Source organism: Thermaurantimonas sp. (assembly GCF_046299575.1).
Lineage (GTDB): Bacteria > Bacteroidota > Bacteroidia > Flavobacteriales > Schleiferiaceae > Thermaurantimonas.
On the sequence record NZ_JBKBHX010000010.1, the window covers coordinates 17,927 to 30,696 of the forward strand.

A 12,770-nucleotide genomic window follows, 5' to 3' on the forward strand; every position below is an offset into this window, starting at 1 on the left:
TTTCAATGTACAGCTGAAAGGATAATTCGAACACAATATCAACTACATTACATTTTTAATCCATTGATTACCAATACGATGCTTTCAAGGTGGTCACCAATACGCTCTAAGTCGTTCACAACATCCAGATAAAGTAAACCCACTTGGGTGTTCATTTGATTGTTTGAGATGTCTTTTAGGTAATTAGCTCTAAAATCTTTGTAGAGGTCATTGATCTGTAATTCGATTTGTTCGGAATCCATTAATTTTTCTTCGCTTTTTTCAAAAGAATATACACTGTCTTTCATCACCTCAAAACTGCGCTCAACAAGCATCATAAGTTGTAAAATGTCGTTGCGCTGTTTGGGTGTAAAGAACATTTTGTTTTCTTTCTTTCTCCTGAAATTGACGGCTATGCGCAAAGTAAGATCAGTAATTCGCTCCAAATAGCTCACTACGCTGAGCATTTTGCGAATTAGAATGGAAATTTCTGCTCCGGCATCCTGACCATTAACTTTGAGTAAAAATTCGGTAAATTTTACTGATGCTCGATCGGTTTTATTTTCATAATCAAGAATTTTTTCAAACTTTTTTTCAAAGGTTTCGCTTTCGATTTCATTCATTATTTCAGAGAGTAATACGAATGATTTTTCAGCATTTACGGCATATTTGTAAATTTCCTTTTCAGCCTCTAAGTAATTAAGTGAAGGGGTCCCAACGATATAGTTCGAAATAAATTCTATTTCTGTTTGTTCATCTTCTGTTTTTGATGGATAGATTTTCAAACAAAGTTTTTGAATTTGATCGATAAAAGGCAAGAGTAAAATGGTATTTGTAATATTAAAAAGTGAGTGAAATATTGGAATGCCTTTTACTAAGCCTTCAGAAGAATCGAATGGTGTTATGCCTGTAATAAAATGTGTAATTTCCGTAGAAATATTTATAAGAGGAACAAAAAAGAGAATGGCCCAAAAAACACCAATTACATTAAAAATAGTATGCGCTATGGCAGCTCTTTTTCCTTGAATATTAGCAAGTAAGGCAGCTAAATTGGCTGTGGTAGTCGTTCCAATGTTTTCACCCAAAACAATAGCTGCAGCTATCGGAAAAGTAATCAGATTTTCAGAAGCAAAAATGATGGTTACAGCTATGGCAGCAGTAGAAGATTGTAAAAAAATTGACAACAAAACACCAATGAAGATGAAAAAAAGTATTAGAAACAAGTTTTGAAGAGTAAAGTTCAGGTTTATGTCATAGAGAGAAATCCATTCGAAAAATTCGGTAGTTGATTCAATTAAAATTGTATTGTTTTGCATAAATTTTAATCCGACAAAAAACAGCGAAAGACCTACAATCATCTCGCCGTAATAACGTATTTTTTTTGTTTTGAAAAACAGCATTATTACACCCGGAATACTCAATATATATGCATAATCGATTAAGTTGAATGTACCCAAGCCTAAGTAAGAAATAATCCATGCAGTAAGTGTGGTGCCAATATTTGCTCCCATAATCAATGGAATCGACTGAAAAAGGGATATTACACCTGCACTTGAAAAGCCTACAATCATCACTGTAGTGGCCGATGATGATTGTACTAAAATTGTTGCTAATGCTCCAGAAAATACACCCAGAATACGGCTTTTTGTCATGAAATTTAACACCTTACGGAAGCGAAGTCCTGCCACTTTTTGCAGGCCTTCGCTCAATACTTTCATGCCATAAATAAAAATGGCTAGGCCTCCAAGTAAATTGAGTATGATCAGTGTGATATTCACTGTTTGCTATTTTGAAGAAATTCAAGAAATTTTTCTAAGGCTTTTTTTCGATGACTAATCAAATTTTTTTCGTCTAAAGTCATCTCTGCAAATGTTTTATTAAAACCATTAGGTAAAAAAACAGGATCATATCCGAAGCCTTGATTACCTCTCGGAGAGTCGATTATTACGCCTTTTACCTCCCCTTCGAAGTAGTGCACTTCTCCTTTTCTTATAAAACAAAGCACCGTTACAAAGCGAGCAGTTCGATCGGCAGCAGTTTGTAATTCAGCAAGCAGTTTTTTAATATTTTTTCGCGCGTTACCCTCCGGACCAGCATAGCGCGCTGAATACACACCGGGAGCACCGTTAAGAGCAGATACTTCGAGCCCGGTGTCATCGGCCAGTACGGCATTGAATCCTTTTTTTCTCAAAAAATCGGCTTTCAAAAAGGCATTTTCTTTCAACGTTGTACCCGTTTCAGGTATGTCTGCCTCTATTCCGGCTTCTTTCATGCTTTTGATGCGCATATTTAGTGGAAGCATAGAGGCAATTTCTTCCAATTTATGCACATTGTTGCTAGCAAAAACGATGTCAATCATGATGGTATGGATGGTTGTGAAGAATAGTAAAAGCTCTGTAGAGCTGCTCCAAAACTATGACTCTCACCAGTTGATGGCTAAAAGTCATTTTTGATAACGATACAATCTTTTTTGCCTTTGAATAAAGTTCGGTATGAAATCCATATGCACCGCCAATTACCCATAGTGAATGCCGCACGGAGTCGTTTTGCATCTGACCGATAAAAGATGCTAGTTCTCTGCTGCTCAGCTGTTTTCCTCTCTCATCGAAGAGTATTAAGTAATCAATACCTTCCTTTTCACGCATGATGAGCTCCATTTCAGCTTTCTGAATAGAAGCGATATCGGCATTCGCCAATTTTTTGGGCTCTTGTTTAAGGTATTCAAATCGGGTATAGTGGCGTAGCTTGGGTAGGTAGTAGGCCTCAGCTTCATTTACATAGCTGATGTTTGACTTACCAATCGTGAGAAGGGAAATTTTCAAATTCGTAGGGCTGAATGTAACCTTTGCAAAAGTATGAAGACGCGATTTTAGATGAATAGACCTAAGCACTTTGCCACTTTCGAAGAAGAGCTTGATTATTTTTTAAACTATACGCTACAAGAGGACATTGGTTCGGGCGACCACAGCAGCTTAGCCTGCATACCTTCTAATGCTGTCGGCACTTCCAAATTGCTCGTTAAAGAACAATGCATACTTGCCGGATTAGAAGTAATTGAGCCCATCTTCAAGAAATTAGACCCCGATGCTCGAATCCAATTTTATAAAGCGGATGGCGCTGTTTGTCAATTGGGTGAAATCGCTTTCGAAGTGACAGCTCGAATTTACGCGCTTCTTTCTGGCGAGCGTCTGATGCTGAACATTTTACAGCGCATGAGTGGTATTGCCACGCGCACACGTCGGCTGGCCGATATGATCAGCCATACCCGCTGTCGGCTGCTCGATACACGCAAGACCACGCCTGGCATGCGCTTTCTGGAAAAAAGAGCTGTGCTTATCGGTGGAGGGGCGAACCACCGCTTTGGTCTCTACGACATGATCATGCTCAAAGACAACCACATCGACTTTGCAGGTGGCATTGAAAAAGCCATAAGAAAAACCCATCAATACCTTGCCGAAAAAAATCTCTCTCTGAAAATTGAAGTCGAGTGCCGAAACCTCAACGAAGTGGAACAGGTTTTGACCGTGGGTGGCGTGGATCGCATCATGTTCGACAACTTTTCACCTTCCATGATTGTGGAAGCCTTAAAGCTAGTGAACGGAAAAATGGAAACTGAAGCCTCAGGCGGTATATCCGAACAAAATATCGTTGAATATGCAGAAACTGGTGTCGATTTTATTTCGATGGGAGCGCTTACCCACAGTGTGCGATCTGTTGATTTAAGTTTTAAGGCAGGATGAAGATTTGGAGTTCTCTAATTTTAAAATACAAAAATTTTATCCATGTTATAAAGGTGTATTTTCAATGGTTTTTAAAAGTTTTGCGCTTCATCAAAATTCCTTTTTTTCAGGGTCAGAGCCTCTACGATGTGCTTCGATTTTTCTACATTGGCGTACTTCAGGGCAATGTAACCTCTCGCGCAGCCAGTGTATCCTTTAGCTTTTTCCTCGCTCTATTTCCGGGAATTATCTTTTTGTTTACTCTTATACCTTACATTCCGATTGATGGATTTCAAAAGGTGCTTTTCGAATTACTGCACGAAATCATGCCACCCAATACCTTCGAAGCGGCAGAAAGTACGATCGATGATATTATAAACAACAAGCGGGGAGGGCTGCTTTCCTTTGGTTTTATAGCCGCACTGATTTTTGCTACCAACGGTACAAACGCTCTGATCAGCAATTTCAACGCGAGTGTACATCAGTTTAAAACCCGCGGATTCTGGCGTCAGGAGCTGGTGGCCATTTTTCTCACGCTGCTGTTATCGGTTCTCTTCATTATTGGTATTGCCCTGATTATTTTTACCGAAGGCTTCACCGACTGGCTCATTGAAATCAAAGTCATCCCGGCCGATCTGAAATCTTTTCTGCGAATAGGACGGAATGCTTCCCTCGTAGCCGTGATCTTTTTTGCCATTTCGCTGCTCTATTACTTCGGCCCTGCAGACCGCAGCCTTTTCAAATTTTTTTCACCTGGTTCCATTTTGGCCACGCTACTTATACTGCTCGGTTCCGAATTGTTTAGCTATTACATCAACAATTTCAACCAATACAACCGCCTATATGGATCTATAGGTACTTTGCTCATCATCCTTCTTTGGATTTATGTGAACTCGCTCATCCTTATCATAGGTTTTGAATTCAACGCCGGTATAGCAGCTGCCCGGCGCAATGAAATAAAAAAACTTCTAAGCTGATTCTCCTGTAGAATGGATTTTTACCATTGTGTAAACAGACAGTTTTGAGTCGCAACACTACTTTTGTCAGCCAAAAAATAACACAACAGGCTTCATAGTACAATGGATAGTACGTGGGTCTCCGGAACCCAAGATTCCAGTTCGATTCTGGATGAAGCCACTGGATTATCAAGATTTTAGCGCAATTAGCTCTTTTACAAATGATTACTGTTTCTAATGTTTCCCTACAGTTTGGAAAGCGCGTCCTCTTTGACGAAGTAAACCTCAAATTCAACGGCGACAACTGTTATGGCATCATCGGCGCAAACGGAGCCGGTAAGTCTACCTTTCTCAAAATCCTCACCGGTGAAATTTCTCCCACCTCAGGTCAGGTATCCATAGAGCCCGGCAAGCGCATGGCCGTGCTGAAGCAAAACCACTTTGAGTTTGACCACTATCCGGTGCTCGACACCGTCATTATGGGACACCGCGAGCTCTACGACATCATGAAGGAAAAGGAAGCCCTTTACGCCAAAGCCGACTTCTCCGAGGAAGACGGTATCCGTGCCTCTGAGCTCGAAAACCGCTTCGCCGAGCTCGACGGCTGGAATGCCGAAAGCGACGCAGCAGCACTCCTCTCCGGTCTCGGCATCAAAGAAGACACCCACTACAAGCTCATGAGCGAGCTCTCCGGTAAGGAAAAAGTCCGCGTACTGCTCGCTCAGGCACTCTTCGGCAATCCCGACATCCTCGTCATGGACGAGCCCACCAACGACCTCGACGTCTATACCATCGGCTGGCTCGAAGACTTCCTGCTCAACTTCAAAAACACCGTCATCGTCGTCTCCCACGACCGCCATTTCCTCGACACCGTCTGCACACACATCTGTGACATCGACTTCGGCAAGATCAAGCTCTACACCGGCAACTACACCTTCTGGTACGAAGCCAGCCAGCTGGCCGCACGTCAGCGCGCAGCAGCCAACAAAAAGGCTGAACAAAAAATTGCCGAACTCAAAGAATTCATCCAGCGCTTCAGCGCCAACGTCTCCAAAAGCAAGCAAGCCACCAGCCGCAAGAAGCTCCTCGAAAAAATCAACGTCGAAGACATCCAACCCTCCAACCGCAAGTACCCCGCCATCATCTTCCAGCAAAACCGTCCCGCCGGTGACCAAATTCTCGACGTCACCAACTTGGCCGGATACGACACCGACGGCACACCACTCTTCCGAAACATCACCTTCAAAGTCAACAAAGGCGACAAAATCGCCTTCCTCTCCGACAACCCCCGCTCCATCACCATCCTCTTCAAAATGCTCGCCGGAGAGCTCCAACCCGACGAAGGTACCATCTTCGTAGGCCAAACCATCACCACCGCCTACATGCCCAACGACAACTCCGAATACTTCCAAAAAGACCTTAACCTCATCGACTGGCTGCGCGAGTACTCACCCATTAAGGACGAAGTTTATATCCGCTCCTTCCTTGGCAAGATGCTCTTCACCGGCGAGGAAGTCCTCAAATCCGTAAGAGTACTCTCCGGTGGTGAAAAAGTCCGCTGTATGCTCTCCAAAGTCATGATGACCGGCGGCAACCTCCTCATCCTCGAAGAGCCCACCAACCACCTTGACCTCGAGTCCATCACCGCCCTCAACAACGGCATGATCGACTTCCCCGGCAACATCCTCTTCACCTCCTTCGACCACGCTCTCAACCAATCTGTGGCCAACCGCATCATCGAAATCACCCCAAACGGCCTCATCGACAAGCTCATGACCTTCGACGAATACATCGAAAGCGAAAAGGTCAAACAGCAAAAACAAGAGCTCCTCCTGGCCTACTAAACTTTATTAAAATTTTTCATTTGGGCGTGCCCCTGACAAGGCGCACCAGGCGCCTTCGTCAGGGTCGGCGTACTACGGGGTACGCTTCGCTCCCGTGCTCCGGCCTCGCTTCGCTCAGCCTACGCACCGCGCTTACGCGCGCCCTCCGTATGCCTCACGCGGAGCGGTGCCCCGGGGCAGCGCTGAAAAAACAAAACCAACATGTACCAAACTTATATTTTTAAACAAATAGATAAAAAGAACAAATAAACCCACACTCATAAATACCCAACAGCCAGATAAAAAATCTCAAATACCTCTCTGAAGCTTTTACAAGGCAATTAAATAGATAGTAAAATTCCCACGACAACTTTTACTTCTGAAAAATGAATAGGGCGCTTCACAGCGCCCTACCCAAAACACATGAAAACACAAACAAAAACCCCCCTTTTGTTTGCTCAGCAAAATTAACCCAACTTTTTAAACGAATTCAGTCTTATTTTGTTTCACTTCCAGTTCATTTTGAAGCCTACGGATAATTACTCGATACCGCCATAGCAGCATGGCAGCCGATAGCGTAAGTCCTACCGCCAGAAATACCCAAATCGCCACCACATTCTCGCTTTTGTACACCCCAAAATAGTAACTGCCTGGCAAGGCAAATACCCAGTAGGCTACAAAAGTGATTAAGGTTGGAATGCGCACATCCTTCAGTCCGCGCATGATTCCAAGACCTACGGCCTGTACTCCGTCCGATATCTGAAAAAATACCGCCACAATCAGCAGTTTTGAAGCGATTTCGATCACCTCAGCCTCGTTGCTGTACAGAGCTGGAAAGAAATCTCTGCCCAGCAGAAATACCATCCCGGCAAAGCTCATCCACGCCACCGTCATCACCAGTATAGTGCGCACAGCCAGGTGTAGATTGTGGCCATCGCATCTGCCCAGCAGATTACCTGTGCGAATGGTAGCTGCCGCAGCCAGACCAGTGGCTGCCATGTAAGAAATTGAAGCCAGATTGATAGCGATCTGGTGTGCTGCCTGACTCTCAGGACTGATCATCCCGGCCAACACCGATGCCGCTGCAAAGGCACTCACTTCAAAAATGTACTGAAAACCGCTCGGAACTCCTATAGCTAATATTTCTCTCGCATGCGTACGGAGAACCCATAACGGTGAAAAAACAAAAGTAATTTGTCTAAACAATCGACTGCGGAGCACGAAAACTGCCATAGCCCCCCACATCACAATCCTCGATATCAGCGTTGCATACCCGGCACCATTCAGTCCCAGAGACGGAAAACCGAATTTTCCGAAAATCAATACATAATTCAACACCACATTGAGCACGTTTACCACAATGGTGATTTGCATAGCCTGTCGTGTATGCCCAAGTCCTTCGGCAAACTGCTTGAAAGCATAATAGCCCAGTATAGGTATAATCGACATACCTACAATGGTCATGTAAGGCGCTGCAAGTCGAACGACTTCCGGGTCTTGCCGCATGTGGTGTAGTGCAGGTGTCAACCCCTCCAGCAGAAGAAATAGTACCAACCCGATACCGAGATTGAGCCAGAGCGAAGCATTCAGCAGCAGTGGCAACTGCCGCATCCGCCCGGCACCATGTGCGTTGGCAATCAGTGGCGTAAGTCCATATGCCACTCCGATACCAAACACCAGAATCACCGTAAAAATCCCGTTTACCAGCGAGGCAGCCGCCAGAGGCTCCGTACCCAGCTGACCGACCATCACATTGTCAGCCACAGCCACGGTGATCTGGCCCAGCTGCCCGATCATTACAGGCCACGCCAGGCGAAAGTTTTCCCGGTAGTGATGTTTGGCAGCGGATGTCATCAGAGTATGGTTGTGAGAGCTAAGAGGTGTTGTATTTCGTACGTGGGCATTACATCGCTTTTATGCCCAAAGGGATTGTACCAGACCTGATCCATCCCCACATTGCGCGCACCAGCGATATCAGCCTCAGGATGGTCACCGATCATGATTGCCTCCTCTCTCCGCGTTTTGGTATTTTTAAGTGCTGTTACGAAAATTTTAGCCTCAGGCTTATTGGCGCCGGCCATTTCGCTCGTCACGATTTCCCTGAAATATTTGTCTAACCCTGAGGATTTCAGTTTAATCATCTGCACTGAAGTAAATCCGTTTGTGATGATGGCCAGCACATACCGCTCGTGCAGATATTCCAAGGCCTCAAGTGCGCCAGGCATAAGGGCTGTCTGTCGAGGCGAACGCTCTACATATTGATTTTCGAAATAATCACCCAGATGTACTTCAGTGATCTGAAAATGCGCCAGCGTATCGGCAAAGCGCTCTTTTCGAAGTCTGTATTTATCGATTTTTCCTTCGCGATACAAAGCCCACTTTTGATCGTTCACGCGGTTGTACACGGTGTAAAACTCTTCAAAGTCCAGACCTTTTCGATGCAGTTCGGTCTCGGTGAAGATTTCCTTAAGCACTGCCGTGCTGTTGGTGTGAAAATCCCACAGTGTGTGATCAAGGTCAAAAAAAAGGGTTTTGTATCCGCGCGTTGCCATAAATTGGATTTTAAAAGCTGAATGATTTAATAATCACCCAGCGTCTCCGGATTTTGTTCTAATGCGCGTTGCAATTGTTCGTCGTTTGGCGCTATGCCATGCCACTCATGGCTGCCCATCATATAGTCCACACCGTGGCCCATTTCAGTTTTCATAATGAGTACCACCGGCTTTTCATTGCGCGTAAGGCTCTTTGCGAGCAGCAGAGCATCGGCTATCTCTACCAGGTCGTTGCCGTTTTCACACTCAGCCACCAGCCAGCCGAAGGCTTCAAATTTGGCTTTCAGATCACCCAGATCCATTACATCCGACACATCGCCGTCGATCTGTCTGTTGTTGCGATCGATTGTGACCACGATGTTGTCCACCTTGTGGTGTGCGGCAAACATGGCGGCTTCCCAGATCTGGCCTTCCTGCAGCTCACCATCGCCCTGCAGGGTGTAGACGGTATGCAGGTCGCCGTTCAGCTTTTTGGCCAGAGCAGCTCCTATGGCTACACTCAGTCCCTGTCCGAGTGAACCGGTGGCTACGCGCACTCCGGGCAGGTGCTCGTGCGTAGCCGGATGGCCTTGAAGACGCGAATTGATCCGTCGGAAGGTAGCCAATTCACTCACTGGGAAGAACCCACTTCTGGCCAGCACCGAATAATACACCGGTGTGATATGTCCATTGCTAAGGAAGAAGAGGTCCTGATCTCGCCCATCCATTGTAAAATTGGCCGGGTCATGATCCATCACATATTGAAATAAGGCTACAAAAAATTCCGTACAACCGAGACTGCCTCCCGGATGCCCGCTTTGCACGGCATGTACCATGCGCACGATGTCACGGCGTACCTGTGGCAGCCATGCTTTCAGTACTTGTATATCCGATTGAATACCCACGTTGCTTACGATTTTTTGGTTTTGCGTTCGATGGCTTTGATGGCCGCTTGCGCCACGTTTTCAGGTGTAAGGCCGTATTTGGCCAGAAGTTCCTCCGGTTTACCGCTTTCGCCGAAGGAGTCGTTTACAGCCACATATTCCTGAGGTACAGGGTGATGGGTCAGAATCACCTGTGCTACGGCATCGCCCAGTCCTCCGTAGCGGTTGTGTTCTTCAGCAGTCACTGCACATCCGGTTTTGGCCACTGACTTTAGTATGGCCTCCTGATCGATGGGCTTTATGGTGTGTATATTGATGATTTCGGCATCGATTCCTTGAGATTCCAGCAGCTTCTGCGCCTGAAGGGCAATCCATACCATGTGACCGGTAGCAAAGATGCTTACATCGCTGCCCTCAATCAGGGTGATGGCTTTTCCAATTTCAAAAACCTGATTCTCAGGTGTGAAATTTGGCCACTTCGGGCGACCAAAGCGCAGATACACCGGCCCTTCGTATTCGGCTATGGCAAGGGTAGCAGCCTTAGTCTGGTTGTAATCACACGGATTGATCACCACCATGCCCGGCAACATGCGCATCAGACCAATGTCTTCCAAAATCTGGTGGGTAGCGCCGTCTTCACCTAAGGTAAGACCGGCGTGCGATGCACAGATTTTTACATTTTTGTGTGAGTAGGCGATCGACTGGCGAATTTGGTCATATACCCGACCGGTCGAAAAGTTGGCAAACGTACCCGTAAAAGGAATGAAGCCCCCGATAGTAAGCCCCGCTGCGATGCCCATCATATTGGCCTCGGCAATCCCTACCTGAAAAAATCGTTCAGGAAAAGCCTTTTTAAAGGCATCCATTTTGAGCGAACCAGTAAGGTCAGCACATAGTGCTACCACTCGGTCATTGCGCTTGCCCAACTCCAGAAGCCCCGCCCCAAAGCCCGAACGCGTGTCCTTAGCACCAGAGTCCACGAAGGTATTTTTCATTATTTCAGATTGAATATCAGATAATTATGTGAAAAAAGCGCAGCAAAGGTACAATCAGCTCTGGTTAAAAGGTGTGTAAACTTTTACAGGTGGGGGAGGGGAGGAAAAGACCCACCAAACCAATCGAGCGGTGATAAACACTTCCCAGGATTACAGAGTGTCTAAGGGGCTTTGAATGCGCTTTAGAGCTTCTTCCGTAACGTGAGTGTAGATTTGAGTAGTTTTGACAGAACTGTGCCCAAGAAGTTCCTGTAGCACCCGAATGTCAGCACCTGCTTCCAGCAAATGCGTAGCATAGCTATGCCTGAGACCGTGAATACTTACCTGCCTGAAAATGCCTGCCGAATGCATGGCTTTTTTAAAAACCAACTGTACACTTCTAACGGAATATTGTCTGCCCGGTGCCCCTTCGAAGAGCCAGGTTTGGGGCCGGTAGGCTTTGTAGTATTTCGCCAATTGGCTTTTTACCCGCTCAGGTAAGGGCACATAGCGATCCTTTTTGCCTTTGGCGTGCTCGATCAGTACCCGACTATCTGCGCTATTGATGTGATTCAATTTAATGCCTACAATTTCACTTACGCGTAAGCCCATTCCATAGCACATCTCCAACATCAGCTTGTGCTTTGGATTTTCAACGGTTGAAAACAGACGTTTAATCTCGTTTTTAGAGAGAACTTTTGGCAGCGATTTTTTTGATTTTGGGCGTGGAATTTCGATAAACATTTTTTTCTGCCCAAGCACTTGTTCGTAATAAAATTTCAGTGCATTCACCACTGTGTTAAGCGACGATTCACTGAGGTTTCTTTTCTTTAACACATAGAGCAAATAATCTTTTATACGTTCAGCTGAAAAAGATGACAACGGATGTGATTTAATGGTAACTAAAAAACGCACAAATTCACCCACATACACCCTAGTGGTATTTGCACTGTAGGCTTTGAGCTGAAGTTGCCTTATGTAATTTTTTAGGTCCGAATGATGTATAGCGTTGACTTTAGAAAAATATTCTTCATAAGGATTTTTCAGTGGATATCCCAATTTTTCCCTATGCTGATTCGTATCAACTACCCACCAGGCTTTAAAAGTCGGCTCCCAACGAGCTTTAGGAAGAAGATTTTTTAAAAAAGCCTTGCGCACATCCGAATATTCGAATGAAATCCACAGCACATCTCGATGCTCAAATGTACCAGTTGTGATTGTATAGTCCTTTATTAATCCCACGTTTCGCAATATAGATATCAAAAGTACAACATTTGAAGCGTCAAAAATTAATTGATATCATTATCGCGAACAGTAGATTTATGTAATCATTTAAACATCAACATATTAAAATTTTTAAAAAATATTTCACAATTCGATGCATGCATTGCGAATTGCGTATATTTTTGTGTTATAGCCTATGCTAAAAAGACAACAACAATGGAACTATCTGAAAGAATTAGAAAAATCCGAAAGGCATATAATTTGACTCAGGCAGATGTCGCTTGTAGACTAGATATTGCACCTTCTAGTTATGGGCAAATAGAAAGAAATGCAATAAAGGCTTCCTGCCAAACACTTTTAAAAGTGTCAAATGCCATTGGAGTTTCATTAACTTTTCTTGTTGACATCCAATCAAGAAAATTTGTTGAAGACAAAAATACAGGTTAAAGCCTGTTTTTAAATTCATTGTCTAGGAATATTTTTGTTCAACTAACCTTAAATTTTATCAATTATGACACCTCAAGCAAAACAAACAGCAACTACATTTCTTAGTAGCGTAAATTTCATCTTACCAGCTTTACCTCATGATGAAGAAGTTCCTAAACTGAAACAACTTGTATTCACAACTTCTGACTCGTGTGGTAGTTTCGGACAGTGTGACGAATATTTAAGGATTGCAG

The 12,770-nt window shown here is 44.6% G+C and carries 12 protein-coding genes and 1 tRNA gene; 5 read left to right on the forward strand and 8 right to left on the reverse strand.

Annotated elements, in window-relative coordinates; translation table 11 throughout:
- Positions 1-47 precede the first annotated feature (47 nt).
- Genes ACK4EX_RS11475 through ACK4EX_RS11485 form a run of 3 tightly spaced genes read right to left on the reverse strand, consistent with a single transcriptional unit; the run spans position 48 to position 2,801 of the window.
- The gene (locus ACK4EX_RS11475) at positions 48-1,757 is read right to left on the reverse strand and encodes a Na/Pi cotransporter family protein (protein WP_409772952.1); all 1,710 of its coding nucleotides are present in this window, start codon (positions 1,755-1,757) and stop codon (positions 48-50) included.
- Positions 1,754-2,338, reverse strand: a complete 585-nt coding sequence (rdgB, locus tag ACK4EX_RS11480; RefSeq protein WP_409772955.1) for an RdgB/HAM1 family non-canonical purine NTP pyrophosphatase — start codon at positions 2,336-2,338, stop codon at positions 1,754-1,756. Before rdgB ends, ACK4EX_RS11475 begins: the two co-directional genes overlap by 4 nt.
- Positions 2,331-2,801: a 23S rRNA (pseudouridine(1915)-N(3))-methyltransferase RlmH gene (locus tag ACK4EX_RS11485; protein ID WP_409772956.1), complete on the reverse strand. Its 471-nt coding sequence runs from the start codon at positions 2,799-2,801 to the stop codon at positions 2,331-2,333. Before ACK4EX_RS11485 ends, rdgB begins: the two co-directional genes overlap by 8 nt.
- Positions 2,802-2,852: 51 nt before the next feature.
- Here ACK4EX_RS11485 and nadC point away from each other — a divergent pair, with 51 nt between their 5' ends.
- From nadC to ACK4EX_RS11505, 4 genes are all read left to right on the forward strand, one after another.
- On the forward strand, positions 2,853-3,719 hold the full coding sequence (gene nadC, locus ACK4EX_RS11490; RefSeq protein WP_409772959.1) for a carboxylating nicotinate-nucleotide diphosphorylase: 867 nt from the start codon (positions 2,853-2,855) through the stop codon (positions 3,717-3,719).
- Positions 3,716-4,675 (forward strand): YihY/virulence factor BrkB family protein, encoded by a 960-nt coding sequence (locus ACK4EX_RS11495; protein WP_409772961.1) that lies wholly within the window; start codon positions 3,716-3,718, stop codon positions 4,673-4,675. Before nadC ends, ACK4EX_RS11495 begins: the two co-directional genes overlap by 4 nt.
- An 88-nt stretch (positions 4,676-4,763) precedes the next feature.
- A tRNA-Arg gene (locus ACK4EX_RS11500) sits at positions 4,764-4,835 on the forward strand.
- A gap of 40 nt (positions 4,836-4,875) precedes the next feature.
- Complete coding sequence (locus ACK4EX_RS11505) at positions 4,876-6,498, forward strand: ABC-F family ATP-binding cassette domain-containing protein (RefSeq protein ID WP_409772963.1); 1,623 nt, start codon at positions 4,876-4,878, stop codon at positions 6,496-6,498.
- A 459-nt stretch (positions 6,499-6,957) separates the two neighbouring features.
- Here ACK4EX_RS11505 and ACK4EX_RS11510 read toward each other — a convergent pair whose 3' ends face one another.
- The 5 genes from ACK4EX_RS11510 to xerA form a co-directional block, all read right to left on the reverse strand.
- On the reverse strand, positions 6,958-8,331 hold the full coding sequence (locus ACK4EX_RS11510; protein WP_409772965.1) for an MATE family efflux transporter: 1,374 nt from the start codon (positions 8,329-8,331) through the stop codon (positions 6,958-6,960).
- Entirely contained in the window at positions 8,331-9,029 is a 699-nt protein-coding gene (locus ACK4EX_RS11515; protein WP_409772968.1) for a YjjG family noncanonical pyrimidine nucleotidase, read from the reverse strand. Before ACK4EX_RS11515 ends, ACK4EX_RS11510 begins: the two co-directional genes overlap by 1 nt.
- Positions 9,030-9,055: 26 nt before the next feature.
- Positions 9,056-9,907, reverse strand: a complete 852-nt coding sequence (locus ACK4EX_RS11520) for a transketolase (RefSeq protein ID WP_409772979.1) — start codon at positions 9,905-9,907, stop codon at positions 9,056-9,058.
- Positions 9,908-9,918: 11 nt separating this feature from the next.
- Positions 9,919-10,887: a transketolase family protein gene (locus ACK4EX_RS11525; protein WP_409772971.1), complete on the reverse strand. Its 969-nt coding sequence runs from the start codon at positions 10,885-10,887 to the stop codon at positions 9,919-9,921.
- 150 nt (positions 10,888-11,037) lie between these two features.
- Entirely contained in the window at positions 11,038-12,108 is a 1,071-nt protein-coding gene (xerA, locus tag ACK4EX_RS11530; protein WP_409772973.1) for a site-specific tyrosine recombinase/integron integrase, read from the reverse strand.
- 198 nt (positions 12,109-12,306) lie between these two features.
- Between xerA and ACK4EX_RS11535 the strand changes: the two genes are divergently transcribed.
- Positions 12,307-12,537 carry a helix-turn-helix domain-containing protein gene (locus tag ACK4EX_RS11535; protein WP_409772976.1) on the forward strand — a complete coding sequence of 77 codons (231 nt, stop codon included), beginning with the start codon at positions 12,307-12,309 and terminating at the stop codon, positions 12,535-12,537.
- Positions 12,538-12,770: the final 233 nt, after the last annotated feature.

Bases quoted from the DNA above. Each gene is read 5' to 3' on its own strand.
- nadC (WP_409772959.1), top strand. From the start codon at position 2,853: ATGAATAGACCTAAGCACTTTGCCACTTTCGAAGAAGAGCTTGATTAT.
- ACK4EX_RS11525 (WP_409772971.1), bottom strand. From the start codon at position 10,887: ATGAAAAATACCTTCGTGGACTCTGGTGCTAAGGACACGCGTTCGGGC.
- ACK4EX_RS11495 (WP_409772961.1), top strand. From the start codon at position 3,716: ATGAAGATTTGGAGTTCTCTAATTTTAAAATACAAAAATTTTATCCAT.
- ACK4EX_RS11515 (WP_409772968.1), bottom strand. From the start codon at position 9,029: ATGGCAACGCGCGGATACAAAACCCTTTTTTTTGACCTTGATCACACA.
- ACK4EX_RS11510 (WP_409772965.1), bottom strand. From the start codon at position 8,331: ATGACATCCGCTGCCAAACATCACTACCGGGAAAACTTTCGCCTGGCG.
- ACK4EX_RS11505 (WP_409772963.1), top strand. From the start codon at position 4,876: ATGATTACTGTTTCTAATGTTTCCCTACAGTTTGGAAAGCGCGTCCTC.
- ACK4EX_RS11535 (WP_409772976.1), top strand. From the start codon at position 12,307: ATGGAACTATCTGAAAGAATTAGAAAAATCCGAAAGGCATATAATTTG.
- rdgB (WP_409772955.1), bottom strand. From the start codon at position 2,338: ATGATTGACATCGTTTTTGCTAGCAACAATGTGCATAAATTGGAAGAA.